Genomic DNA, 23,623 nt, shown 5'->3' with positions numbered 1-23,623 from the left:
TCATGCCACGCGCGCCTTCGAGGCGGGCACTGGCGACACCAGATGCAGCGCGGCGGCGGGCATGGAGTGGTCGGCGAGCGGGGCGGCATCGGCGTCCGGTTCCGAGATCGCGCCAAGTCCCGGGCTGAGCAGCGGCACCTGGCGCGGGTCATAGCCCGGCAGCGATCGCGGCGGCGTCTTGGCGCGGTGCATGAGGAAGTCCACCAGATGGTTGCGGATGCGGTAGTACTGCGGGTCGTGGTGCAGGGTTTCGCGGCTGCGGCTGCGCGGCATGGTGATGGCCACCATCTCGGCGATCTTGGCATGCGGGCCGTTGCTCATGAGCAGGATGCGGTCGGCCAGCAGGATGGCTTCGTCCACGTCGTGCGTGATCATGAACACGGTTTGCTGCGTGGCGCGCACGATGGCCAGCAGTTCGTCCTGGATGGTGCCGCGCGTGAGTGCGTCCAGCGCGCCGAAGGGCTCGTCGAGCAGCAGCATCTTGGGGCTGATGGCGAAGGCGCGGGCGATGCCCACGCGCTGCTTCATGCCGCCCGAGAGTTGATGCGGCTTCTTCTCGGCGGCTGCGGCCAGGCCCACCATGTCGAGAAACTTCAGGCTGTGCTGCCGCACCTGCTCGCGGCTCCACTGCGGCCAGCGTGAAGCCACGGCGAACGCCACATTGCCCAGCACCGTGCGCCAGGGCATGAGGGCGTGGCCCTGGAACACCACGCCGCGGTCGAGCGAGGGGCCGTTCACCTCGCGGCCATCCATGAACACCGCGCCGCGGCTGGCTTGTTCCAGCCCGGCGAGCACGTTGAGGATGGTGGTCTTGCCGCAGCCGGAATGGCCGATGATGGCGACGAATTCGCCGCGCGCCATGTCGAAGTGCACGCCGTCGAACACCGCGGGGCCGGGCTTGCCGCGGGCATCGGGGTACTGTTTCGCCAGGGCTTCGACGCGCAGGAAGGCTGGGGTCATGGCATCACTCCGCGTAGGTCACGAGGCGCTGCAGGCGCGCGAACAGCAGGTCCAGCAGCATGTCCACCAGGCCGATGAGGACGATGGCGAACACCACGCTGGACAGGGCGAGGTTGTTCCACTCGTTCCACACGAAATAGCCGATGCCGGTTCCGCCCACCAGCATTTCGGCCGCCACGATCACCAGCCAGGCGATGCCCATGGAAATGCGCATGCCGGTGAGGGTGGTGGGCGCCGCTGCCGGCAGCACCACCTGGAACGCGCGCCGCATGCCGCCGACCTCCAGCGTGCGCGCCACGTTCAGCCAGTCGCGCCGCACCGATGCCACGCCGAAGGCGGTGTTCACCAGCATGGGCCAGATGGAGCAGATGAAAATGACGAACACACCCGAGACATTGGCGTTCTTCAGGGTGTAGAGGGCGATGGGCATCCACGCCAGCGGCGAGATGGGTTTGAGCACCTGGATGAAGGGGTCGAGCGCCCGCCGCAGCAGCGGCACCATGCCGATGACGAAGCCCAGCGGCAGCGCCACCAGCACCGCCAGGCCGAAGCCCGCCGCCACCCGCGCCAGCGAATACGCCAGTTGCAGGCCGATGCCCTTGTCGTTCGGGCCGTGGTCGTAGAACGGGTCGCGCAGTTCCTTCACGAACGTGGCGCCCACTTGCGCCGGCGTCGGGAAGCCGCCGGACTTCACCGCGCCCTGGCCCATCAGCGCGGCGTATTCGGCGCTCACCCCTGCTGGCAGGTTCGATGCCTTGGGCAGCGTGGCGAGTTGCCAGACGCCCAGCAAGGCGGCGAACAGCAGCAGGCTGAGCAAGGCCGCCTTCAAGCCGATGTGCGGGGTGGCGCTCATGGCTGCGCTCCTAGGCCGTGTGCCGGATGGGGAAGCTGTTCACATAAGCGGCGGCCTTGGCGGGGTCGAAGGTCTTGCCCATGACCACATAGCTGCGCATGTCGGTGGCGGGCGGGTTCATGCCGAGCTGCTGCATGTGCTTGCGCGCATCGGTCAGCAGGTAGACCTGTTCGGCGATGCCCTTGTAATTCACCGCCCCCTTCACATAGCCCCAGCGCTGCATCTGCGTCAGGATCCACATCGCCATGGAGTACCAGGGGAAAGGCTGGAAATCCACACGGTCGGGCACCGTGCGCACATTCCCGAGTCCATCGGCGAAGGTGCCGGTGAGCGCCTGCTGCACCACGATCTCGGGCTGGTTCAGGTATTTGGCGGGGGCGATGGCCTTGGCGATCAGCGGGCGGTTCTTGTGCTCGTGTGCCATGGCGCTGGCTTTGAGGATCGCGCGGTACAAGGCGGCGAAGGTGTTGGGGTTGTGCTGGATGAACCTGGTCGGCACGCTGAACGAGCAGCAGGGATGGCCGTTCCAAATCTCCATCGAGAGCAGGTGGATGAAGCCGACCTCGTCGTACACCGCGCGCTGGTTGATCGGGTCGGGGCCGAGGAAGCCGTCGATGTTCCCGGCGCGCAGATTGGCCACCATGTCGGGCGGCGGCACGACCCGCAGCTGCACGTCGCGGTCCGGGTCCAGGCCGGCCTGCGCCAGGTAGTAGCGCAGCAGCATGTTGTGGATGGAGTAGTCGAAGGGGATGGCGAACTTGAAGCCCTGCCAGTTCTTCGGGTCGCGGTTGGTCTTGTGTTTGAGCGCCAGCACGATGGCTTGACCATTGATGTTCTGGATGGTCATCACGTTCAGCGGCATGGCGTTCGAGCCAACCCCCATGGAGATGACGATGGGCATGGGCGCCAGCATGTGGCTGGCGTCGTATTCGCCATTGATGACCTTGTCGCGAATCAAGGCCCAGCCGGCCGTTTTCATCAGCTGCACGTTCAAGCCTTCCTTGGCGTAGAAGCCCAGCGGGTCGGCCATGATCAGCGGCGTGGCGCAGGTGATGGGGATGAAGCCGACCTTCAGGTCCTTCTTCTCCAGCGCCCCGTTGGTCTCCTGCGCCATGGCTTCCAGCGCGCCGAAGGGCACCAACTGCGACAGCGCGGCCAGCGCCGTGTTGCGGCCCACCGCGCGCAGGAAGCGGCGGCGCTCGCCGTCATTCGGAAACATGGCGCGCATCACCGCGGTTTCGATGGCGCGGCGGCTCAACTGCCGCACATCGGTGGCATCGATCTGGCCATCAGCATCAGCATCGGCATCGGCGTCGTGCGCGGCTTGCGGGGCATGGCGGCCGCAGCAGCAACCACCGAGACGGACATAGGGGTTGAAAGGGTCGTCGTGAACGCTCATGGCTGGGTCTTTGGAGTCAATGTGGATGGGTGCATGTCGGGCCGTGATGCTGACGTTACGTTGTGTTGCAAGTTGCGTGCCAAGGCGTGCAGGCTTGGTGGCTTGCAGCCATTCAAAACACCAGCGGCTCGAAATCCGCCTTGGTCACGCCGCAGTCGGGGCAGTACCAGTCGTCGGCAATGTCCTCGAAACGCGTGCCGGGTGGAATGCCGTCCTCGGGCAGCCCCTCGGCCGGGTCGTAGACCAGGCCGCAGACCATGCAGACCCATTGCTGCTCGGCGGTGTGGGGCGATGCGGCCTCGGCCACGGTGGGAGTCCGTTCGAGATTCATGGTCGGCAGATGCAGGGGTGATGGAACGGGATCGGCGCGGGGCTGAAGCAAGCCCCGGCCGATTCGGCAAGTTTCACGCGGCAGCGGCCATTTCGGGCATGCCGGTCTCGATCGGCAGGGACGGATCGCGCGACCATTCGTTCCACGAGCCGAAGTACCTCTTCACCTTCCTCACTCCCGCCGGCTGCAGCGCCAGGTCGGTGTTGGAGGCGCGCGCGCCCTTGAAGCAGTCGAGGTGGACGGTGGACTGCGGCGCGATGCCCACCGTGGCGCATTCGGCCAGAATTTCCTCCGGCTCCTTGAACATCTGGCCCTGCGGCATGGGCTTCGTCATGCGGTACCGCTCCAGCCAGCGCGCACCGGGAATGCGGCCCTTGCGCGGGCAGTAGTCCTGGCCATAGGGTGAGGAACTGGTGCCGACCCACTCGTCGACATCGCGCACGTCGAGAATGACGATGGAGGGGTCGTCGAGCGCGGCCAGCATCTGGTGTCTGTCGATCATCACCGCGGCCGCGCTGGCCTTCAGCGGGAAGGTCGCCGCCTTGGGCGTGGGGGCGTCCAGGCTCACCGGCATGCCCGCTGCGGCCCATGCCGCATAACCGCCATGCAGCACCTTCACCTTGGGGCAGCCGAGGTCGGTGAGCAGGAAATAGCCGCGGCAGGACTGGCCGAAGCCGCTGTTCGTCGAACTCCCCGCACAACACGGCTGTCTCCGCCCCCGAGAGCCCGGCGGCGCCGAATTCGTCGGCGAAGCGTTGCTGCAGTTCCTGGCGGCCTTGCGGCGTGGAGATGGCCAGGTGGGTGAGGATGTCACGCAGGTTCACCGCGCCCGGCAGATGGCCCTTGGCGTAGGCCTCGGGGTCACGGGTGTCGATGATGACCATGGGCCCGGTCTTCATCGCTGCGGCCAGATCGGCGGGGGAAATCAGAATGCGCGCGTTCATGATGGACTTCTGGGTTGACTTCGCGGCAGGAGGAAACGGGCCTGCGGCTGGGGGATGGGTGCGGGCATGCCGTGGGTGGGGTGCGATGACTTGCGGGACGCAGCGGCTGGCGCGACGTCAAGCCGCACACACAGCCTGGCCGGATTCCAGCCGGGCAATTTCGCGCCGCAGATGCTTGGTCGCGGGCGTGACGATGGCGACGAAATACGCCTCGCGCACCCGGCGCTGGGCCGGACTTTTCTGCAGATATCCCTTGGCGCCCAGGTGCAGCAGCGCGCTTTGCGCCGCGCGCAACGCCAGTTCGCCACCGGCCAGCCGCAGCTTCAGGATGTCGAGCACGATGTCGGCCAGCGGGTTGGCTTGCAGCGTGCGCGCTGCGGCGGCGGTTCTTTCGCGCAGGACGGCGAACTCGGCGGCGAGTTCGTCCTCCTGGTCGTCGAGGTGGCGGTTGACATGGGCGTGGGTGCGGTTGGACTGGTGCACCAAGTCCACGCAGGCTTGCGCCAGGCCCAGGCACATGCCCATCTGGCCGAGGATCATGCCCGGCTTGATGCGCCGCACATAGGCCTTGGACTGACCCGGATGCGACAGCACCATGGCGTCGGGCACGAAGGTGTTCTTGAAGTGGCAGGCCAGGGTGCGCGTGCCGTCGACGGCCATGAAGTGCGCGCAATCCACCAGCTTGAAACCGGGCGCGTTGCAGTCCACCAGCAGGAAGGCCAGGCCGTCGTCGCCGGGGCCGGCGCCCTCCACCGGGCAGCCGGTGGTGAACACATGGTCCGGCCCGAGGTTGGACACCCAGGGCAGCACGCCGTTGACCAGATAGCCACCGTCGATGCGCCTGGCCGAGAGGCGGAATTCCTCCACCGCGTCGCACGACTTCACGGTGTTCGACAAGCCCGTGCCCGCCAGCAGCTCGCCGCTGGCGATGCGCGGCAGCAGCGTGCGCTTGAGCTCGGTGTTGTCGCTCATGGCGATGTAGCGGGCGCAGGCGGTTTGGCACCACGTCAGAAAGCCGGTGGACAGGCAGGTTTGCGACACCAGGGCCATGACCTCGATCACATGCGGCAGCCCCAAGCCGCTGCCGCCGAACTCCGGAGGCACGGCGCCGCGGAAGCCGCCCGCCGCGCCCAGGGCGTGCAGAAAGGCTTCCGGGTAGACGGCGTCCAGATCGATGGCCAGGACCTGCGGCCCCAGCACCTGGGTCACGAGCTGCCGCAAGGGGGCCAGCCCCTCATCCAGCTGGGGCTCCGGCGCTTGCCCGGGCGGGGGCGCCAGCGGCACGGCGGCGGCAGCCGGAGGGCGTGCCAGGGTCAGGGTGGGCATGGGCAAGATCTCCTGGAGGCGAGGCTCGAGCGCTGCGGCGTCGCGTGGGAAGGAGTGTTGATGTCGGGTGGCGACGTCAGGCCGCCGTCACGGCCACGTTCACCGGGTTGCGCAGGGTGTTGGCCACCGGCGACCAGTGGTCCGCGCTGGCGATGATGGCGTCGAGCATCTCGCGCGGCGCATCGCCCTCGGCGGTGATCTTCACGCGAATGTCGGTGAAGCCCAGTTTCTTGGCCGGGTCCAGGTCGCCCACGCCCCACACCGCGGTGACGTTGATGTCGCCCTCGATCTCCAGCTCCAGCTTGGACAGCGCCACGCCGCGCGCCGTGGCATTGGCGTGCACGCCCACCGACAGGCAGGCGCCGAGCGCGGCCAGCGTGGCCTCGGACGGATTGGGCGCGGTGTCTTCGCCCAGCAGGTGCGGCGGCTCGTCGATAACGTAGGCCGGCAGATCGCGGATGTAGGTGAGGTTGCGGAACTGGCCCTCGCACACCGTCTTCGCCTTGAGGGTGACGATGTTCTTGGGGTTGGCCTTGCCCTTGGTGGCCAGTTGGTCCAGGCCATCCTTGTCGATGGGGCGCAGCAGTTCGGGATAGAGGCAGGCGACTTTCTGCGTGGCGGTCTGGCTCATGAAGCGTTCTCCTGGTGCGTGTTTGTGGGCTTGCGTGATGCGGGTGCCGTTTGCGACACACATCACATGAGCACGATCTGTGCCAGGAGAGAACCGCTTTTAATTCATGGGTTTACGCATTCAGCGACAAAGGCTTGGGTTCCCCTTTGTCAACATTGTGTTAACGCTTTGTCGAGGCGCCGGTGTTCGCGAAGCGGGCCAGGCGGTAGTTGAGCTGGCGCAGGGTCAGCCCCAGCAGCCGTGCCGCCTGCGACTTGTTGCCGCCCGTGCGCCGGATGGCATCAAAGATGGTTTCGCGCTCGCTTTCCATCACCGCGCGGTAGGGGCGGATGCCGGAGGCGGGGTCGTGGTTCGCGTTGGGGTTGGCAGTGGCGGCGGCCCAGGTTTGCGGCATGTCGGCTGCCTGCCGCGCAGCGCGGGCTGGCGTTGGCTCCAGCACCTGGCCCTGCACCTCGCTGATGAGGGCGGCATCGACCAGCGCCTCGTCCGCGAGGTCCGCCTCGCACAGCACGACGATGCGCTCCAGCACGTTGTAGAGCTGGCGGATATTGCCCGGCCAGGGGTAGGCCGCCAGGCTGTTCATGCCCGCCGGCGCCAGCCGCACGCTGCGCTGGTGGCGCTCGTTGAGCTGGAACAGGAAATGCCGAATCAGGTGGCGCATGTCGTCGGGCCGCTCGCGCAGCGCCGGCAGCTGGATGGGCACCACGTTCAGCCGGTAGTACAGGTCTTCGCGAAAGCGCCGCGCGGCCATCAGCCCCTGCAGGTCCTGGTGCGTGGCGGCGACGATGCGCACGTCCACCGCAATCTCACGCTGCCCGCCCAGGCGCTCGATCACCCGTTCCTGCAACACGCGCAGCAGCTTGACCTGCATCGCCAGCGGCAGGTCGCCAATCTCGTCGAGCAACAGCGTGCCGCGGTGCGCCTGCTCGAAGCGTCCGGCGCGGGCGCTGGTCGCGCCGGTGTAGGCGCCTTTCTCGTGGCCGAACAGCTCGGCCTCGAACAGGGTGTCGGGAATGGCGGCGCAGTTCACCCGCACGAAGGGGCCGTCGCGGCGCGCGCTCTGCTGGTGAATGGCGCGGGCGAACAACTCCTTGCCCGTGCCCGACTCCCCCAGCAGCAGCACCGTGGCGTCGGTGGCGGCGGCCTGCTCCAGCTTGCGCACCGCGCGCAGCAGGCTGGGCGCGTGGCCGACGATGCCGTAGGCCGCCACGCTCGTCGCGCGGCTCTCCAGCGCCAGCTTGAGTTCGGTGTTCTCGGCTTCCAGGCGCGCGGTGCGTTCGCCCACCAGCCGGTTCAGGCGCAGCACCTGGCCGATGAGGGTGGCGATGGAATCGAGCACCGCCAGGTCTTCCGCCAGCGAGCGCCGGCGCCGGCGCAGCCGGTGCACCGCCAGCACGCCTGCGGGCCGGCCATCGCCGGGAATGGGCAGGGCGATGTAGGACACGGTTTCCTGCGGCAGGCGCTCGCGCGGCACGGCGCGCGCCAGGTACAGCGGCTCGGTGTCGATGTCCTGCACGATGGCCGCCTTGCCACGCAACATCACCCGGCCGCTGATGCCCTCGCCCGGGGCGTAGCGCCCGCGCGCCATCTCCTCCGCGCGCAGCCCGTAGGCGCAGGCGATGGCCAGCGTGCCGTCGGTTTGCGGCAGCAGCACGCGGCCGCGGTTCAGGCCCAGCAGCTCGGACATGAGGTGCAGCATTTCGCGCAGCACCGGCATCGGCTCCAGGCTGTTGCCCAGGCGCCGCGTGACTTCGCGGAACAGCAGCTTCTCGGCCGAGTCCAGCCGCTCCAGTCCCAGGCGCAGGAAGGCTGCGGCCGGCGCCTCCGCAGGCGGCTCGGGCGTGAGATCGGGTCCTGCTGTCGCAGCCGCATTCATCGGGGTTTGTGCTCGGATCAGGCTGCCTGGCTTGCGGGGCGAAGCCCGGGCTGCAAGCCGGGCCGGGCCCAGGACGGAGCATCGGCCTGCATCTGCGTCTGCATCTTCGCCTCGGTGACCTCGCCGATGATCATCACGCAGGGGCTGGCCAGGCCGCTGGCGGCGAGGCTCTCGGCCAGCCAGCTCAGGCGGGTGCGCAGACGACGCTCGTCCAGGGCGCTGGCGGACTGCACCAGCAGTGCCGGGGTTGACGCCGGCAGGCCGCCGTCGAGCAAAGCCTGCTGGATGGCGGCGGCGGTGGACACACCCATATAGACCACCAGGGTCAGTCCGCTGCGCGCCAGTGCGGCCCAGTCCACGCCGTTGCCGGCCGCGGCGTGGCCGGTGACGAAGGCCACGCCGCGGGCGTGGTCGCGGTGGGTGAGCGAGACCGCAGACGCCGCCGCCGCGGCAACGCCGGCGGTGATGCCGGGCACCACCTCGACCGCAATGCCGGCGGCGCGCAGCGCGGCGATTTCTTCGCCGGCGCGGCCGAACAGCAGCGGGTCGCCGCCCTTGAGGCGCACCACGCGCTCGCCGCGCAGCGCTTCGGCCACCATCAGGCGCTCGATGAAGGCTTGCGGCGTGCTGGCGCAGCCGCCACGCTTGCCCACATGCACGACGCGGCAGGAGGGTGGCAGATGCTGCAGACAGCCTTCGTCGACCAGATCGTCCACCAGCGCGACGCTGGCTTGCTGCAGCACGCGCACCGCCTTGAGGGTGAGCAGCTCCGGGTCGCCAGGGCCAGCGCCGACGAGGTGGACGGCGGGTGCCGTGCGGGTCGATGGACGGGTTGATGCGGCAGCTGGTGCATGGGGCATGGCAGGGCTCCGGGAATCAGGCATGCAGGAGGGATTCGGCAGCGAAAAAACTGACGTGACCGGCTTCGGTTCGAGCGGCGGTGGGCGGCGATTCCCCGGCGCCGGCAAGCGTGCTGCTGATGCCGAGTATGGGCGCGGGGTGGGCTTCTGGCCCATCGCCGCTCTCGCCGCCCGAGCCGCCAGTCTGTGCCGCGCGCAAAGCTGCGGCAATGCTGTCGGCCTGGCGTGCCAGGGGCATCGGCACGGGCTTGCGGCCGGCGCGCACATCGGCAATCCAGCCCAGGGTGGCGGCCAGGTCGGTGCCGCAGGGCGGCAGGGCGACTTCGGCTTGCGGCGCCTCCGTGGCCAGTTCCGTGTGCAGGCCGCCGGCGGCGTCGATGTGCAGCAGCTCGCCCGCGCGGCTCGGGTGGGCCACGGCCTCGCCTTCGCAGCCGCGCATCAGCAGCGCGGGCTGGCCCAGGCGCTGCAGCACGTCGCGCATCAGCACCGCGTATTCCGGGTGGGTGTAGCTGGCCAGCAGCAGGCTGGGGCTGGCGACGGGGGCCAGCAACTTCACCACGCTGTGGCCAGCGTTGCGCACGCCCAGCACGCTGCGCCATTGCAGCAGCGCGGCCAGTTGCGGGCTGATGCGGCCGAGGTCGAGATAGACCGCTTCGCCCGCGTCCAGCAACGCTTGCGCCTGCATGCTGCTCCCGGCGAGATGCAGGCCGAGCGCGGCCCAGGTGCGCGCCGTATGCAGCCGGCCATCGTTCTGCTCGGTGCCCAGCACCAGCACCGGAATGCCGCGCTGGCGCAGCAACAGGGCCAGCAGCGGCACCTGGTTGGGCAGGCGCCGCGCGCCGTTCACGCTGGGCAGAACCACCACGGGCCGTCCCGGTGTGATGGCCGGCAGCGAGGCGCGCACGGCGCGGGTGAAGCCTTCGAGTTCCTCGGCGCTCTCGCCCTTCATGCGCAGCGCCAGCAGCACGCCGCCCATTTGCGCGTCCGACAGTTCACGCCGCAACAACCAGCCCATCAGAGTCCGCGCCTGCTCCATGCTCAAGCCACGGCTGCTATGCGCGCCACGGCCGATGGTGCGCAGCATAGGCACGACTTCGGGGTTGAAGTGGCCTTCGCCGCAAGCGGCGAAATCTTCGGGCGGCGCCTCGGCGTTGGACTCCGGCGGCGAGCGTCGCGGCGCAACGCCCCCCTCCCCAACCCTCCCCACGGGTGGGGAGGGGGCTTGAGCACTTCCCTCGGCCAGCGGAGACGGCATGGAGGGGGGGCTTGCGAGGCTGGGCATGGTGCACTCCTTCAATTTCCATTCAAGCCGCGACGGCTGCGTGCTCGCGCACGATGCGGCGCAGCTCGGGCAGGCAGGAGCCGCAGTTGGTGCCGCACTTCAGTTGCTGCTGCAGCGTGGCGAGCACGGTGTCGGCGTCGCCATCCAGCGTGGGCAGCATGGCGTCGATCTGGCTTTGCCAGACGTCGAAGCAGTTGCACACCTGGTGGCCGGGGCTGGGCAGATGGCTCGGCGGCTTGGTCGAGGGCCGCAGCAGCCAGCGGCCATAGGGCTTGGCGCTGGCCTCGCTCTGCAGCAGTTCGCGCAGCCAGCCTTGCGCCACCACGCTGTCGGCCGGGCCGGACAGCATCGCGGCATCGATGCGCTCGCCCATCAGCCGCACGGCACGGCGCACGCTGCGGCCGGGGTCGGCGTAGTGCAGGGCCGCGCTGCCCTGCACGCCGAAATGCGCTTCGATGCGCGCCAGCAGTTCGGCAGGTGGCGCACCGCGCGCGGCGGCGCGCAGCAGCAGGCCGGTGCGTTCGCGGCCGAAGGGCACGCACATCACGAACGGCAGCGCGGCCAGTTCGCGCATCAGTTCGCGACGCAGCGCGTGCGCGCTCGTCTCGGGCATCCAGCCGAAGGCGGCGAGGTGCCAGGCGAGGTTGGCGGCCTCCACCCGCACCGCGCTGTGCTTGAGTTCGGGCTGGAAGGAATAGGGGTCGATCGCGGGCAGGGTGAGGCCGTTGACGCCCAGGCGGGCGACGCCTTCGGCATTGCGCCCGGCGAGGAATTCCGCGCCCCAGTGCATGGCGATGAAGGCCTGGCCGGGGCGCACCGTGTCGGTGGCGCGGGCGGGAACGATGATGTCGCCGCGACGCGAGGCCACGCGCAGCAATGTGCCATCGCTCAGACCGCGCCGGGCGAGGTCGCTGGGGTGGAGGTCGATGCAGGGCTCGGGTGCGTGGTTGAACAGCCGCGGCACCGAGCCGGTGCGGCTCATGCCATGCCATTGGTCGCGCAGCCGCCCGGTGGTGAGGGCCACCGGATAGCGTGCGTCGCAAGGCTCGGCCACGGGCTTGAAGGCCTGGGCGAAAAAGCGCGCGCGGCCGTCGGGCGTGGGGAAGACGCCGTCCTCGTACAGCCGCGCCTTGCCGCTGCTGGCACCAGCCGGGTAAGGCCATTGCTGCGGGCCGTCGCGCTCCAGCAGAGCCCACGACAGACCGGTGATGTCGAGGTCGCGCCCACGCGTGGATTCGCGGTGCTCGTTCCACGCCGCCTCGGGCGTGGGGTAGGGGAAGAGGGTGAGACGGCCGCCGTGATGCCGATGCAGGGCCGCTCCCAAGTCGGCATCATTGCCCCCTCGGGGGGCTGGCGCCTCGGCGCCTGGGGGTGGTGCATGCCGCCGATGCAGGGCCGCTCCCAAGTCGGCATCATTGCCCCCTCGGGGGGCTGGCGCCTCGGCGCCTGGGGGTGGTGCATGCCGCCGATGCAGGGCCGCTGCCAAGTCGGCATCATCGCTCCCTCGGGGGGCTGGCGCCCCGGCGCCCGGGGGTGGTGCATTCAGTCTTTGCGGAAGAAGCGATTCAAGCCGGTGGGCGAAGTCCACCGCGATGGCCCAGTCGTCGCGCGCCTCGCCGGGCGCGGGCGTGGCGGCGCGCACCCGGCTGATGCGGCGCTCGGAGTTCGTCACCGTGCCGTCCTTCTCGCCCCAGGTGGTGGCGGGCAGCAGCACGTCGGCGTAGGGCACGGTTGCAGCAGTGGTGTACGCCTCCTGCACCACGACGAGTTCGGCGGCCTCCAACGCGCGGCGCACCAGCGCCTGGTCGGGCAGCGATTGCGCCGGGTTGGTGCAGGCAATCCACAGCGCTTTGACCGTGCCGTCGGCCACGGCCTGGAACAGTTCGATGGCGGTCTTGCCGCGCTCGGCGGGCACGTCGGCCACGCCCCAGAGTCTGGCGACTTCGGCGCGGTGCTCGGGGTTGGACAAATCGCGATGCGCGCTGAGCAGATTGGCCATGCCGCCCACCTCGCGCCCGCCCATGGCGTTGGGCTGGCCGGTGAGCGAGAACGGCCCCGCGCCCGCCTTGCCGATCTGGCCGCAGGCCAGGTGCAGATTGATCAGCCCGGCGTTCTTCGCCGTGCCGCTGCTGGACTGGTTCAGGCCCTGGCAATACATGGAGAGCGTGGGCTGACGCCTGGCCACATCAGCGCCCGGGCCGCCCAGCGCGAACCAGCGTGCGGCAGTGACGATGTCCTGCGCCGCAAGCCCGCACAGATTGGCCGCGACAGCAGGGCTCATGTCGCGCACCAGCTCGCGCAGCGCGGCATAACCGCTGGTGTGGGCGGCGATGAAAGCGGGGTCCACCAGGTCTTCCCACACCATCACATGCAGCATGGCGTGGAACAGCGCCACGTCGGTTCCCGGCAGGAGTTGCAGATGCAGATCGGCGAGTTCGGCGGTTTCGGTGCGGCGCGGGTCGATGACGACGATGCGCAGCTCCGGCCGCCTCGCCTTGGCCTGCTCGATGCGACGGAAGGCGATGGGGTGCGACCAGGCGGCGTTGCTGCCCGCGAGAACCAGACATGCGGCGTGGTCGATGTCGTCGTAGCTGCAAGGCGGTGCGTCCGCGCCGAGAGTCGCCTTGTAGCCCGCCACCGCGCTGCTCATGCAGACGCGGGAATTGGTGTCGACGTTATTCGTGCCGATCAGCCCCTTGGCCAGCTTGTTGAAGACGTAATAGTCCTCGGTCAGCATCTGGCCGGAGATGTAGAAGCCCACGCTGTCGGGGCCATGCTCGGCAATGATGGCGGCGAAGCGTCGCGCCGCATGGTCCAGCGCCTGGTCCCAGCGCACCGCCTGGCGCGGCGCGTCGCGGCGCGTGCGCAACTCGGGCCGCAGGGCGCGAAGCTGCGGCAGCAATTCCGGCTTGGCGCTCAGATGCAGCGCGCCGCCCTTGGTGCAGAGCTTGCCGAAATTGGCCGGATGATCGGGGTCGCCCCGCACCCCGGTGATGCGCCCGCCCTCGCTCCGGATGAGCACGCCACAACCGACGCCGCAGTAGGGGCAGGTCGAGCGTGTCTCGCGCACCGCGCCCTCGGGCGCGATGGCGATGGAACCGGCGGGCAGGTCGGCGGCGTTCATCTTGGGCCTGCTGTCGAGGTGCGCGCAAGCTCCCCACCCCGGCCCTGCCCACGCATGGGCAGGGGGTGGATGCTCCTCCCCCACCACGTGGGGGAGGTCGGGAGGGGGAGGCCGCGCATCGCGGATCGGGTTTTCATGCCGCGCTCCCGCAGGCCGCGCCGTGGCAAGTTGACGCGGCCATTGCGGCAATCGGGGCGTGCAACTGGTCGCGGCGCAAATAGACCTGCTCGCCCTCCACCTTCACGGCGAAGGCGGGGGTGCAGCCGTCGTCCGGAGCCTGGGCGCGGCCATCACCCAGCCGGATGGTCCAGTTGTGCAGCGGGCAGGCGACCGACTCGCCGAAGACGATGCCTTGCGACAGCGGGCCGCCCTTGTGCGGGCAGCGGTCGAGCAGGGCGTAGATGCGGTCGCTTTCGGCGCGGAACAGGGCGATGTCCACGCCATCGGGGCGGCGCACGCGGCGCGCGCCGAGGGCGGGGATGTCGGCCAGGGTGCAGACTTGGGTCCAGGCCGCATCGGCGTGGGCGGCGCTTGCCAGATCGGCAGCGAAGTCGGCAGCGCTCATGCCGGTTCTCCTTGCGCAGCGACGGCGGCGATCGGCACGATGGGAATGAACTGCCGCGTGTCCACCTGGGCGCGGTCGATCTCGAACCACGGGTCGGGCTCGCCTTGCAGGGCGAACTGCAGGCGCTCCCGCAGCGCCTCGCGGCCAGCGGCGTCGTCGAGCACGCGCTGCTTCACATAGTCCAGCCCGACGCGGGCGATGAAATGCACGGTGCGCTCCAGATACCAGCCCTCTTCGCGGTAGAGCTGGATGAAGGCGCCCGTGTATTCCAGCACCTCCTCCTGGGTCTTGAGCTTGACGAGGAATTGCGCCACTTCGGTCTTGATGCCGCCGTTGCCGCCGACATACATCTCCCAGCCGGAATCGACACCGATGATGCCCACGTCCTTGATGCCCGATTCGGCGCAGTTGCGCGGGCAGCCGCTGACGGCGAACTTCACCTTGTGCGGCGCGTACATGCGCCAGGTGGCGCGTTCCAGCAGCTTGCCCAGCGCCGTGCTGTCTTGCGTGCCGAAGCGGCACCATTCGCTGCCGACGCAGGTTTTCACCGTGCGCAGCGCCTTGGCATAGGCGTGGCCGCTGGGCATGCCGATGTCGCGCCAGACGTTCTGCAGGTCTTCCTTCTTCACGCCCAGCAGGTCGATGCGCTGGCCGCCGGTGATTTTCACCGTGGGAATCTTGTACTTGTCCACGGCGTCGGCAATGCGGCGCAATTCGGAGGCCGAGGTCTCGCCGCCCCACATGCGCGGGATCACCGAATAGGTGCCGTTTTTCTGGATGTTGGCGTGGCTGCGCTCGTTGATGAAGCGGCTTTGCGGGTCGTCCTTGGCCTCGTGCGGCCAGGTGGAGATGAGGTAGTAATTCACCGCCGGGCGGCAGCTCGAACAACCGTTGGGCGTGCGCCAGCCCATCGTGGCGTAGACGTCGGCAATGGTCAGCAGATGCTGTTCGCGAATGGCGTCGCGCACTTCCTGGTGGCTGGCGTCGGTGCAGCCGCACATGGCCTTCTTTTTCGGTGCCGAGCTGTAGTCGCCGCCGGCGGTGAACATCAGCAGCTGCTCCACCAGGCCGGTGCACGAGCCGCAACTGGCGCTGGCCTTGGTGTGCTTGCGCACCTCTTCCAGGGTGAACAGGCCTTTCTCCTTGATGGCTTTGCAGATGCTGCCCTTGTCCACGCCGTTGCAGCCGCAGACTTCGTCGCCATCGGCCATCAGTTGCGCCTTGCTGCGGCCCTGGTGACCGGCGTCGCCCAGGTGGCTTTCGCCGAACATCAGCTTGTCGCGAATGTCATGCACCTTGCGGCCTTCGCGCAGCAGCTTGAAGTACCAGGAGCCGTCCACCGTGTCGCCATAGAGGCAGGCGCCGATCAGCTTGTCGCCTTGAATCACCAGGCGCTTGTACACGCCGGAAAACGGGTCCGACAGGATGATGTCTTCGCAGCCCTCGCCGCCCATGAAGTTGCCTGCCGAGAACAGGTCGATGCCCGTGACCTTGAGCTTGGTGCTGGTCTGGCTGCCGGTGTAGCGGCCAATGCCGAACTGCGCCAGATGGTTGGCCGCCACCTTGCCCTGCTCGAACAGCGGCGCCACCAGACCGTAGGCAATGCCGCGATGCGCGGCGCATTCGCCCAGGGCGTAGATGCGCGGATCGGTGATGGTCTGCAGCGTGTCGCTGACGACGATGCCGCGGTTGCAATGCAGGCCCGCCTTCTGCGCCAGCGCGGTGTTGGGGCGTATGCCAGCGGCCATCACCACCAGGTCGGCGGGAATCTCGCTGCCGTCCTTGAACTGCACGGCGCGCACGCGGCCTGTGTCGTCGCCGCGCAAGGCTTGTGTCTGCGCGCCAATCAGAAATTTCAGCCCGCGATCCTCCAGCGATTTTTGCAGCAGCTTGCCCGCCACGTCGTCGAGCTGGCGCTCCATCAGCCACGGCATGATGTGCGCCACGGTCACGTCCATGCCGCGCAGCATCAGGCCGTTGGCCGCTTCCAGCCCCAGCAGGCCGCCGCCGATGACCACCGCGTGCTTGTGCACCTTGGCCGCCTCGATCATGGTTTCGGTGTCCTTGATGTCGCGGTAGGCGATCACGCCACCCAGCTCCTTGCCCGGCACCGGCAGGATGAAGGGCAGCGAGCCGGTGGCCAGCAGCAGGCGGTCGTAGGCGGCCTCGGTGCCGTCGTCGGCGCGCACGAGGCGCTTGACGCGGTCGATCTCCACCACGGTCCTGCCGGTGTGCAGGGTGATGCCGTTGTCGGCATACCAGGACAGCGGGTTGAGGATGATCTGCTCGACGGTCTGCTCGCCGGCGAGCACCGGCGACAGCAGGATGCGGTTGTAGTTCGGGTGCGGCTCGGCGCCGAACACGGTGATGTCGTACAGGTCCGGGGCGAGCTTGAGCAGCTCTTCCAGCGCGCGCACGCCGGCCATGCCGTTGCCCACGAGGATGAGCTTGAGCTTTTTCATGCGCGCAGCTCCTGCGTCGCGGGATAGGCCGCGGCGATCATCACGCCCGACAACAGCCCGTAGGCATCGGTCCAGGCCTGCTTCACCGCGGGGGTGAAGTCCGTGCCCAGGCCCTGGCCCAGGGCATGCAGCAGGGCGCTGCCGACGAATGCATAGTGCTCGGGCCGCACGCCGTAGTCGACATGGCGCTTGGCCATGCTCTGCGCGGCCGGCACGATGCTGTCCAGATTCGTCAGCCCGTTGACCACGGTGTTCAGCATGGCCATCAGCTTGCGGCCCTGCTCGGCCATGTCGCTCTTGAACATCGGCCTGACCTGGGGCGCGATTTCGAACAGGCGCGCATAGAAGATCGCTGCGGCCTGGTCGGCGATGGGCCTGACCTTGGCGAAACTGGATTGCACCAACTGGATTTGCTCGGCGGTAAGACTCATGGTGGAACTCCTCAATGTGTTTGTTCGACAGCGAGCGACGGCATCAAGCCGCCTTCGCCTGCGGATGCGCCTGGCGCTTGTAGAGAAACGCCATCACCTGGGCGCGCAGGTGGGCGTAGTGCGGGTCTTCGCTCAGGGCCAGGCGTTCGCGCGGACGCGGCAGATCGACGGTGAGGATTTCGCCGATGGTCGCTGCCGGGCCGTTGGTCAGCATGACGATGCGGTCGGACAGCAGCACGGCTTCGTCCACGTCGTGCGTCACCATCACCACGGTGGCGCCGCTGGCGGCGACGATGGCCTGCAACTCGTCCTGCAGCTTGGCGCGGGTGAGGGCGTCGAGCGCGCCGAAGGGCTCGTCCATCAGCAGCACCTTGGGCTCCATCGCCAGCGCCCGGGCGATGCCGACGCGCTGCTTCATGCCGCCGGAAAGTTCATGCGGGTGCTTGTGCGCGGCATGCGGCAGGCCCACCAGTTCCAGCGCGGCCTGGGTGCGGGCTTTCAGCTGCGCCTTGGTCTCTGAGCGCCCCCAGGGGCGGCGCGCCGCCCTGCCCTCTGCGGTGCGCGAGGAAACTTGGGGCGGCCCGGCGTTTCCTCGCGCACCGCCGAACACCCGTTCCACGCCGAGGTGGATGTTGCCGAAGCAGGTGAGCCAGGGCAGCAGCGAGTGGTTCTGGAACACCACGGCGCGGTCGGGTCCGGGTGCGTGGATTTCGCGGCCATCGCAAACCATCACCCCGGTGCTGGGCAGCGTGAGCCCGGCGATGAGATTGAGCAGGGTGCTCTTGCCGCAGCCGGAATGGCCGATGAGGCTGATGAACTCGCCACGGGCGATGTCCAGGTTGATGCCTTGCAGGGCGTGGAAGGGGCCGCGTGCGGTGTCGAACACCATCTCGACTTGTTGGACGACGATGAAACGTTCCATGATGGATGCCTCGTGTGAATGTGTGCCCCAGGGCCGGGCTTCTCCCAGCCCGCCCCCCGAGGGGGTCAAGAAAACTAGGGGCGGCCCTGCGTTTTCTTGGAAGATGGGGACGGTTAGCGCGCTTCGTCGTAGCTGAAGCGCCGCGCCAGCAGCATCAGCGCGCCTTCGAGCGCCATGCCGGTGACGCCGATGACCAGGATGGCGATGATGATGTGGGCGAGGTTGAGGTTGTTCCACTCGTTCCACAGCCAGAAGCCGATGCCGGTGCCGCCGGTGAGCATTTCAGCGGCGACGATCACCAGCCAGGCGGTGCCGACCGACAGCCGCACGCCGGTCATCATGTAGGGCATGACCGAGGGCAGCAAAATCTTGGTGAACACCTTCCAGGTGGAGAGGTCGAGCACCCGCGCCACGTTCAAATAATCTTGCGGAATGCGCTGTACGCCGATGGCGGTGTTGATCATCATCGGCCAGATGGAGCAGATGAAAATGGTGTAGATGGCTGCCGCCGGGGCGTTGCTGAACACGTACAGGCCGATGGGCAGCCAGGCCAGCGGCGACACCGGGCGCAGCAGGCTGATGATGGGCGAGAGCATGCGATGGAGAAAGCGCATGCGGCCAATGGCGAAGCCCAGCGGAATGCCCACCAGGGCTGCCAGGCCGAAGCCATAGGCCACGCGCTGCAGCGAGGCCAGCAGGTTCCAGCCGATGCCCACATCGTTCGGCCCGTTGTTGTAGAAGGGATGGGCGAACACCTTTTGCGCCGACTTCCAGGTGACGAGCGGCGAGGGGAATTGCGCGCTGTGCTCGGCCGCCAGCTCCCACACCAGCAGCAGCAGCGCCAGGCCGGCCAGCGGCGCCACCAGCGCCAGCACGATCCGGCGGTTGCGCGCGCGCTTGCGGTCGTCCGCGCTCATCGGGCGGATGGCGAACTTGCTGCGGCTCGAAGTTGCCGTGGCAGCCGAGGCGGGTTCGGCATGCGCTGCGGTCCGCGCGGTTTGCGCGTCGAGCGCGATGCTCTCGCCCGGCGGTTCGGGGTTGAATCCGGCGGCGCCGGACAGGACTGCGGTGTTCATGCTGGACTCCTGCTTCATCGTCATGCGTTGCGTTTCAGGTGGGGCGCCGGGCGGTTGCGATGCCGCGCGGCGCCCGGGCCATCAAGTGGCCAGATCGTTGATCTTGAAACTGCGGGCATAGGCCTTCGGGTCTTTGCCGTCCCAGCTCACGCCGTCGATCAGCTTGGAGCTGCGCAGGGTGCCGGCAGGCACCGGCACCTTGAGTTCGGCGGCCACGTCCTTGTAAAGATCGACCCGGTTCACCGCCTTGGCCACGGCGAGGTAGTCGGGGTCGGTCTTGATCAGGCCCCAGCGGCGGAACTGGGTCAGGAACCACATGCCGTCCGACAGCCAGGGAAAGTTGACCTGCCCGTCTTCATAGAAGGTCATCGGGTGCTTGTCGTCCCAGCTTTTGCCCAGGCCGTTGGTGTAATGGCCGAGGATGCGCGGCAGGATGGTTTCCACCTGCGTGTTCACATAGCCCGGCGCGGCGATGGTTTCGGCCATCTTGGTGCGGTTGGCGCTTGATGCGTCGATCCAGCGGCAGGTTTCCAGCACCGCGGCCATCACCGCCTTGGTGGTGTTGGGGTACTGCTGCACGAACTCGGCGGTGGTGCCCAGCACTTTCTCGGGGTGATCCATCCAAATCTCCTGGCTGGTCACGGCGGTGAAGCCGATCTTCTGCTCGATGGCCACCGCGTTCCACGGCTCGCCGACGCAAAAGCCGTCCATGCTGCCCACGCGCATGTTCGCCACCATCTGCGGCGGCGGCACGGTAATCACCTTGTCGTCTTTCAGCGGGTTGACGCCGTAGGTCGCCAGCCAGTAATACAGCCACATGGCGTGGGTGCTGGTGGGAAAGGTCTGGGCGAAGGTGTAGGTGCGCTTCTTTTCGGCGATGGCCTTGGCCAGCGCCGGGCCGGTGGTGATGCCTTCCTTGGCCAGCGCATCGGCCAGGGTGATGGCCTGGCCATTGCGGTTCAGGCCCATCAGAATGGCCATGTCCTTTTTCGGCCCGCCCACGCCGAGTTGCACGCCATAGGGCAGGCCATAGAGCACATGCGCCATCTGAATGCCGCCGGTGACGAGGTTGTCGCGCACGGCAGCCCACGAGGCCTGCTTGCTCGGGATGATCTTCACCCCGTACTTCTTGTCGAAACCCAGCACCGCCGCCATCACGATGGGGGCGCAGTCGGTCAGGGGGATGAAGCCGATCTTGACCTCTTCCATTTCGGGCTTGCCGAAGCCGGTTCCTGCCGCGCGCGCCTGGGACTGCAGCCCGGGCAACAGGCTGGCGACTGCAACTGCAGCCCCGGACTTCATGATGGCGCGACGGGCGGGCTGGGCCGGAGCATCGGTCTTGGGTGTGGCGTCTTCGGGTTTGCGCATGAAAGGTCCTGTGATGGGTCGGGTCGAGAGGAGCGGTTGAGTCGGGCGGTCGAGCATGACGGTCGAAAAAAAAGCCCTCAAGCGCAGCCACAACCGTGGTGCTCTTGAAGGCATCGTTGCCAAAACCGGAGGGGAGACGCCGGCAACCGGAAGTCCCTGCATAAGCCGCCATTGGCCTACGTCTGGTTACACGCAATAGGCGTGCCAGGCCGTCAAACCGCCGGCTTCAGAGGGAAAGGTCGAATCTGCCCAGCTTTTGCGGCGGTCGTTTGTGGTGCGCCGCACTGTGCGAGTGCGCCGACGCAGGCGAGAATGCTCGCATCTGGTGCCAACTCCTATGGGTATCGGCAACCGCTGCCTGCGTGCGCCACGTTCAGATCAACCCGACCGTGTCCAGAATGCGCTGCGCCACCTCGGCGAGCTTCAGCCCTTTCTCCATCGCCAGTTTGCGCATGCGGCCGAAGGCTTCCTCCTCGCTGCAGCCCTGGCGCTGCATCACGATGCCCTTGGCGCGCTCCACCAGCTTGCGCTCGGAGAGTTGAAGCCGTGCCTCGCTGAGTTCGGCGCGCAGTCCCTGCTCGCGCTCGAAGCGCGCCAGCGCCACTTCGATCACCGGCTTGACGCGGCTGGGCTTGAGCCCGTCGACGATATACGCGGTGACTCCGGCGGCAATGGCGAGCTGGGCGGTCCCGGTGTCGTCGTCGTCGGTGAACAGCACGATGGGCCGGGGCGTGTCGCGCGAGGCCAGCACCACATGCTCCAGCAAGTCGCGCACGCCGGATTCGGCATCGACGATGACCAGGTCCGGCGCGGCGGCGGCGATGCGCTCGTCCAGGTCGGGCGAAGCCGGCAGCACCGCCACCACCTCGTAGCCCGCATCCTGCAGTCCATGCACCAGCGCGGCACAACGCTGCGCCTGGCGCTGGTGGTCGGCATCGTCCTTCCCCAGCGCGGGGTCGGGCGAAATGACGGCAACCTTCAGGGTGCGCTGCAGGATGTGGGGAGCAGAGCTTGGGGGGCGAGAGCGGGCCATGGCACGGCTCACGCGAGCAAATTCCGTGCCCTGCCGCTGTCGGGCGCATCGGTGGACAGTCTGGAGTTTGCTCGTCTCGGAGCGCGCAGAAACCGGCTTCTTTCCTCGCCGGACCTCAAGACCCTGGCACGGCGATGGATGGGTAAGTGTCTGACCGCATGGCCTTCACGCACGCGGGCTGCATTCATGAAATGGGGGCGCCCGAGCAGTTGTTCGCCTCGCCCCAGACCCCGGAGTTGCGCCGGTTCTTGTCGTCGATCGACCGCTAGGGCCTGTTGCGCAGTGCGCCGCCTCGGCTCAGCCCTGCGCGCAACGCAGCGCGTAGGCCGCCAGCGCGGCGACGATGTCCGGGCTGTCGCCAGCCGCGGCCGCAACGCGCACCGTGAGATGGGGGTGCTGTAGTTGGGCATCGCGCACCGCTTGCGGAATGTCGCGCTGCAAATGACCGCCCGCGCCGAGGAACAGCGGCACGAGATGCAGTTGCGTGCAGCCCGCCGCGCCCGCCTCGAGCAGCGCCTGCGCCAAGGATGGCTGCATGGATTCGAGATAGGCCAGCTCAACCCGCAACTCGGGCCGGCTGGCGCGCACGGCGGCGAGCACAGCCTCGAAAGGCCGCGCCCATTCCGGCTGACGCGAGCCGTGGGCGAGAAGCAGCAGGCGGGGTGTCGTGGTGTTCATGTGCGATGGGTTGGGCGGGGGATGGGGCGCAGCGCCAAGGCTGTTGCGTGGTTCGCGTTGCATCAGGCCACTTGCAACAGCCCCTTGGTTTCGATGAAGCGCACCACCGCGTCCAGCCCCTCCAGGGTTTTGAGATTGGTCATCACGAAAGGGCGCAGGCCGCTTGCGCCCGTGCGCATGCGCACGGTGTCGGCGCGCATCACGTCGAGGTTGGCGCCAACATGGGGGGCGAGGTCGGTCTTGTTGATGACGAACAGGTCGCTCTTGGTGATGCCGGGGCCGCCCTTGCGCGGGATTTTTTCGCCGCCGGCGACGTCGATGACATAGATGGTGAGGTCGCTCAGTTCCGGGCTGAAGGTGGCGGCGAGGTTGTCGCCGCCGGACTCGATGAACACGATGTCGGCGTCGGGGAACTGCTCCAGCATGCGGTCCACCGCTTCGAGGTTGATCGACGCGTCCTCGCGGATCGCGGTGTGCGGGCAGCCGCCCGTCTCCACCCCCATGATGCGCTCGGGCTCCAGGGCACCCGCCACGGTGAGCAGGCGCTGGTCCTCCTTGGTGTAGATGTCGTTGGTCACCACGACGAGGTCGTACTGGGCGCGCATGGCCTTGCACAGCATTTCGAGCAGGGTGGTCTTGCCCGAGCCCACCGGCCCGCCGATGCCCACGCGCAGCGGCGGCAGGCGCTTGCTGCGGCGGGCAATGTGGTGCAGGGGCGAGGTGGGGGGTGTGGAAGGTTGTGCGCTCATGATCGGAACAGGCGGGAGTATTGGGTTTCGTGACGGCTGCTGAGAATGGCCAGCATGGGCGAGAAGCTCTGCCAGTGGTCCATGCGGTGCTGCAGGTTTCGTGCCTGCGCCACGGCGGCGGGGATGTCGGGCGTGAGCGCGGCCAGTAGCCGCTGCCCGCTGCTCTGGCCCAGGGGAACGGCGCGCATCGCCGCCTGCACCTGATTCTCCAGCCAGGAAAAGGCGAGCGCGTGGGCCATGTGATCGGTGTCCAGCCCCAGCGCGAGGCCGCCCAGCGCAAAGGCCAGCGGCCAGGCGGGGGCGGGCGCGATTTGCGCCGCCAGCGCCAGGGCAGGGTGGCCGGGGCGCAGATGGCGCAACCATTCCAGCATCGAGCGGCCCATCTGCTGGCTTTGCTGGCGCAGCTCGGCGCTCTCGCGCGTGGCCAGCACCCAGGTCTGGATGGCTTGCAGCGCGGCGCAATCGCCGGCTTCCCACGCGGCATGGGCGGCGCAGGCTGCGGGAAGTTCGCTGCGCGCGAGCGTCAGTTGAAGTTGGCCGCGCAGCCATTGCAGGGTCTGGGCTTCGTCGGTGACCAAACCTGCGTCAACCGCTGCTTCCAGTCCTTCGGAATAGCTGAATCCGCCCACCGGCAGGGCGGGAGAGGACAGCCACATCATGGACAGCAGGGGGGTGGGGTTGTGTGCTTCGGGCAGCGAAGTGTTGTGTTGCTCTGTGCGAGGAAGGGGTGGCTCGTTCCGGCCTTCGTGATGT

Annotated in this window: 22 protein-coding genes and 1 pseudogene; 1 reads left to right on the top strand and 22 read right to left on the bottom strand. The window is 68.2% G+C overall.

All coding sequences use genetic code 11. The annotated features are described in order from the left end of the window. The 19 genes and pseudogenes from THIX_RS19630 to THIX_RS19540 all read right to left on the bottom strand — a co-directional run bounded on the left by THIX_RS19630 (position 1) and on the right by THIX_RS19540 (position 21,443). Entirely contained in the window at positions 1–960 is a 960-nt protein-coding gene (locus THIX_RS19630) for an ABC transporter ATP-binding protein (protein ID WP_112487538.1), read from the bottom strand. Positions 961–964: 4 nt separating this feature from the next. Beyond that, entirely contained in the window at positions 965–1,813 is an 849-nt protein-coding gene (ntrB, locus tag THIX_RS19625) for a nitrate ABC transporter permease (RefSeq protein WP_112487537.1), read from the bottom strand. Between the two features lie 10 nt (positions 1,814–1,823). Then, positions 1,824–3,212, bottom strand: a complete 1,389-nt coding sequence (locus THIX_RS19620; protein WP_112487536.1) for a CmpA/NrtA family ABC transporter substrate-binding protein — start codon at positions 3,210–3,212, stop codon at positions 1,824–1,826. Positions 3,213–3,324: 112 nt separating this feature from the next. Next, on the bottom strand, positions 3,325–3,543 hold the full coding sequence (locus THIX_RS19615; protein WP_112487535.1) for a rubredoxin: 219 nt from the start codon (positions 3,541–3,543) through the stop codon (positions 3,325–3,327). Between the two features lie 73 nt (positions 3,544–3,616). Beyond that, positions 3,617–4,027, bottom strand: coding sequence for a rhodanese-like domain-containing protein (locus tag THIX_RS25000; RefSeq protein WP_371413020.1), 411 nt, complete (start codon positions 4,025–4,027; stop codon positions 3,617–3,619). 316 nt (positions 4,028–4,343) lie between these two features. Continuing rightward, a pseudogene (locus tag THIX_RS24995) lies at positions 4,344–4,427 on the bottom strand (rhodanese-like domain-containing protein); the annotation flags it as partial. 177 nt (positions 4,428–4,604) lie between these two features. Further along, positions 4,605–5,813 (bottom strand): acyl-CoA dehydrogenase family protein, encoded by a 1,209-nt coding sequence (locus THIX_RS19605; protein ID WP_112487534.1) that lies wholly within the window; start codon positions 5,811–5,813, stop codon positions 4,605–4,607. A 76-nt stretch (positions 5,814–5,889) separates the two neighbouring features. Then, entirely contained in the window at positions 5,890–6,444 is a 555-nt protein-coding gene (locus THIX_RS19600) for an OsmC family protein (protein ID WP_112488489.1), read from the bottom strand. A gap of 160 nt (positions 6,445–6,604) precedes the next feature. Continuing rightward, positions 6,605–8,320 carry a sigma 54-interacting transcriptional regulator gene (locus tag THIX_RS19595; RefSeq protein WP_112487533.1) on the bottom strand — a complete coding sequence of 572 codons (1,716 nt, stop codon included), beginning with the start codon at positions 8,318–8,320 and terminating at the stop codon, positions 6,605–6,607. 17 nt (positions 8,321–8,337) lie between these two features. Continuing rightward, a complete protein-coding gene (cobA, locus tag THIX_RS19590) occupies positions 8,338–9,180 on the bottom strand; it encodes a uroporphyrinogen-III C-methyltransferase (protein WP_112487532.1) in 843 nt (280 codons plus the stop codon). A 16-nt stretch (positions 9,181–9,196) separates the two neighbouring features. Then, complete coding sequence (ybiB, locus tag THIX_RS19585; protein WP_146748641.1) at positions 9,197–10,462, bottom strand: DNA-binding protein YbiB; 1,266 nt, start codon at positions 10,460–10,462, stop codon at positions 9,197–9,199. Positions 10,463–10,484: 22 nt separating this feature from the next. Then, a complete protein-coding gene (locus THIX_RS24415) occupies positions 10,485–13,586 on the bottom strand; it encodes a nitrate reductase (RefSeq protein WP_233224641.1) in 3,102 nt (1,033 codons plus the stop codon). A 133-nt stretch (positions 13,587–13,719) separates the two neighbouring features. Beyond that, the gene (nirD, locus tag THIX_RS19570) at positions 13,720–14,151 is read right to left on the bottom strand and encodes a nitrite reductase small subunit NirD (RefSeq protein ID WP_112487530.1); all 432 of its coding nucleotides are present in this window, start codon (positions 14,149–14,151) and stop codon (positions 13,720–13,722) included. After that, positions 14,148–16,613, bottom strand: a complete 2,466-nt coding sequence (gene nirB, locus THIX_RS19565) for a nitrite reductase large subunit NirB (protein ID WP_112487529.1) — start codon at positions 16,611–16,613, stop codon at positions 14,148–14,150. Before nirB ends, nirD begins: the two co-directional genes overlap by 4 nt. Beyond that, positions 16,610–17,044, bottom strand: coding sequence for a globin family protein (locus tag THIX_RS19560; RefSeq protein ID WP_112487528.1), 435 nt, complete (start codon positions 17,042–17,044; stop codon positions 16,610–16,612). Before THIX_RS19560 ends, nirB begins: the two co-directional genes overlap by 4 nt. Before the next feature lie 43 nt (positions 17,045–17,087). Further along, complete coding sequence (locus THIX_RS19555; RefSeq protein ID WP_112488488.1) at positions 17,088–17,969, bottom strand: ABC transporter ATP-binding protein; 882 nt, start codon at positions 17,967–17,969, stop codon at positions 17,088–17,090. A 110-nt stretch (positions 17,970–18,079) separates the two neighbouring features. Further along, positions 18,080–19,042 carry a nitrate ABC transporter permease gene (gene ntrB, locus THIX_RS19550; RefSeq protein ID WP_233224640.1) on the bottom strand — a complete coding sequence of 321 codons (963 nt, stop codon included), beginning with the start codon at positions 19,040–19,042 and terminating at the stop codon, positions 18,080–18,082. Between the two features lie 81 nt (positions 19,043–19,123). Beyond that, positions 19,124–20,410 (bottom strand): CmpA/NrtA family ABC transporter substrate-binding protein, encoded by a 1,287-nt coding sequence (locus tag THIX_RS19545; RefSeq protein WP_112488486.1) that lies wholly within the window; start codon positions 20,408–20,410, stop codon positions 19,124–19,126. Between the two features lie 373 nt (positions 20,411–20,783). Further along, positions 20,784–21,443, bottom strand: coding sequence for an ANTAR domain-containing response regulator (locus THIX_RS19540; RefSeq protein WP_199195336.1), 660 nt, complete (start codon positions 21,441–21,443; stop codon positions 20,784–20,786). A 146-nt stretch (positions 21,444–21,589) separates the two neighbouring features. Here THIX_RS19540 and THIX_RS24410 point away from each other — a divergent pair, with 146 nt between their 5' ends. Continuing rightward, positions 21,590–21,712: a hypothetical protein gene (locus THIX_RS24410; RefSeq protein WP_371412953.1), complete on the top strand. Its 123-nt coding sequence runs from the start codon at positions 21,590–21,592 to the stop codon at positions 21,710–21,712. Positions 21,713–21,740: 28 nt separating this feature from the next. On the opposite strand, the gene THIX_RS19530 is transcribed toward THIX_RS24410, so the two are convergent. From THIX_RS19530 to THIX_RS19520, 3 genes are all read right to left on the bottom strand, one after another. Next, positions 21,741–22,121, bottom strand: coding sequence for a sirohydrochlorin chelatase (locus THIX_RS19530; protein ID WP_112488484.1), 381 nt, complete (start codon positions 22,119–22,121; stop codon positions 21,741–21,743). 62 nt (positions 22,122–22,183) lie between these two features. Next, the gene (ureG, locus tag THIX_RS19525) at positions 22,184–22,870 is read right to left on the bottom strand and encodes an urease accessory protein UreG (protein ID WP_112487527.1); all 687 of its coding nucleotides are present in this window, start codon (positions 22,868–22,870) and stop codon (positions 22,184–22,186) included. Further along, the gene (locus tag THIX_RS19520; protein ID WP_112487526.1) at positions 22,867–23,529 is read right to left on the bottom strand and encodes an urease accessory protein UreF; all 663 of its coding nucleotides are present in this window, start codon (positions 23,527–23,529) and stop codon (positions 22,867–22,869) included. Before THIX_RS19520 ends, ureG begins: the two co-directional genes overlap by 4 nt. Between the last annotated feature and the right edge of the window lie 94 nt (positions 23,530–23,623).

Origin of the sequence: Thiomonas sp. X19 (assembly GCF_900089495.1) — a bacterium.
In the GTDB taxonomy this organism is placed as follows: Bacteria; Pseudomonadota; Gammaproteobacteria; order Burkholderiales; family Burkholderiaceae_C; genus Thiomonas_A.
The sequence above is the reverse complement of the archived record's forward strand: the minus strand, read 5'-3'. Positions and strand labels throughout refer to the sequence as shown.

Coding starts and splice junctions, on each gene's coding strand:
- THIX_RS19630 (WP_112487538.1), bottom strand. CDS start 960: ATGACCCCAGCCTTCCTGCGCGTCGAAGCCCTGGCGAAACAGTACCCC.
- ntrB (WP_112487537.1), bottom strand. CDS start 1,813: ATGAGCGCCACCCCGCACATCGGCTTGAAGGCGGCCTTGCTCAGCCTG.
- THIX_RS19620 (WP_112487536.1), bottom strand. CDS start 3,212: ATGAGCGTTCACGACGACCCTTTCAACCCCTATGTCCGTCTCGGTGGT.
- THIX_RS19615 (WP_112487535.1), bottom strand. CDS start 3,543: ATGAATCTCGAACGGACTCCCACCGTGGCCGAGGCCGCATCGCCCCAC.
- THIX_RS25000 (WP_371413020.1), bottom strand. CDS start 4,027: ATGCTGGCCGCGCTCGACGACCCCTCCATCGTCATTCTCGACGTGCGC.
- THIX_RS19605 (WP_112487534.1), bottom strand. CDS start 5,813: ATGCCCACCCTGACCCTGGCACGCCCTCCGGCTGCCGCCGCCGTGCCG.
- THIX_RS19600 (WP_112488489.1), bottom strand. CDS start 6,444: ATGAGCCAGACCGCCACGCAGAAAGTCGCCTGCCTCTATCCCGAACTG.
- THIX_RS19595 (WP_112487533.1), bottom strand. CDS start 8,320: ATGAATGCGGCTGCGACAGCAGGACCCGATCTCACGCCCGAGCCGCCT.
- cobA (WP_112487532.1), bottom strand. CDS start 9,180: ATGCCCCATGCACCAGCTGCCGCATCAACCCGTCCATCGACCCGCACG.
- ybiB (WP_146748641.1), bottom strand. CDS start 10,462: ATGCCCAGCCTCGCAAGCCCCCCCTCCATGCCGTCTCCGCTGGCCGAG.
- THIX_RS24415 (WP_233224641.1), bottom strand. CDS start 13,586: ATGAACGCCGCCGACCTGCCCGCCGGTTCCATCGCCATCGCGCCCGAG.
- nirD (WP_112487530.1), bottom strand. CDS start 14,151: ATGAGCGCTGCCGACTTCGCTGCCGATCTGGCAAGCGCCGCCCACGCC.
- nirB (WP_112487529.1), bottom strand. CDS start 16,613: ATGAAAAAGCTCAAGCTCATCCTCGTGGGCAACGGCATGGCCGGCGTG.
- THIX_RS19560 (WP_112487528.1), bottom strand. CDS start 17,044: ATGAGTCTTACCGCCGAGCAAATCCAGTTGGTGCAATCCAGTTTCGCC.
- ntrB (WP_233224640.1), bottom strand. CDS start 19,042: ATGAACACCGCAGTCCTGTCCGGCGCCGCCGGATTCAACCCCGAACCG.
- THIX_RS19545 (WP_112488486.1), bottom strand. CDS start 20,410: ATGCGCAAACCCGAAGACGCCACACCCAAGACCGATGCTCCGGCCCAG.
- THIX_RS19540 (WP_199195336.1), bottom strand. CDS start 21,443: ATGGCCCGCTCTCGCCCCCCAAGCTCTGCTCCCCACATCCTGCAGCGC.
- THIX_RS19530 (WP_112488484.1), bottom strand. CDS start 22,121: ATGAACACCACGACACCCCGCCTGCTGCTTCTCGCCCACGGCTCGCGT.
- ureG (WP_112487527.1), bottom strand. CDS start 22,870: ATGAGCGCACAACCTTCCACACCCCCCACCTCGCCCCTGCACCACATT.
- THIX_RS19520 (WP_112487526.1), bottom strand. CDS start 23,529: ATGATGTGGCTGTCCTCTCCCGCCCTGCCGGTGGGCGGATTCAGCTAT.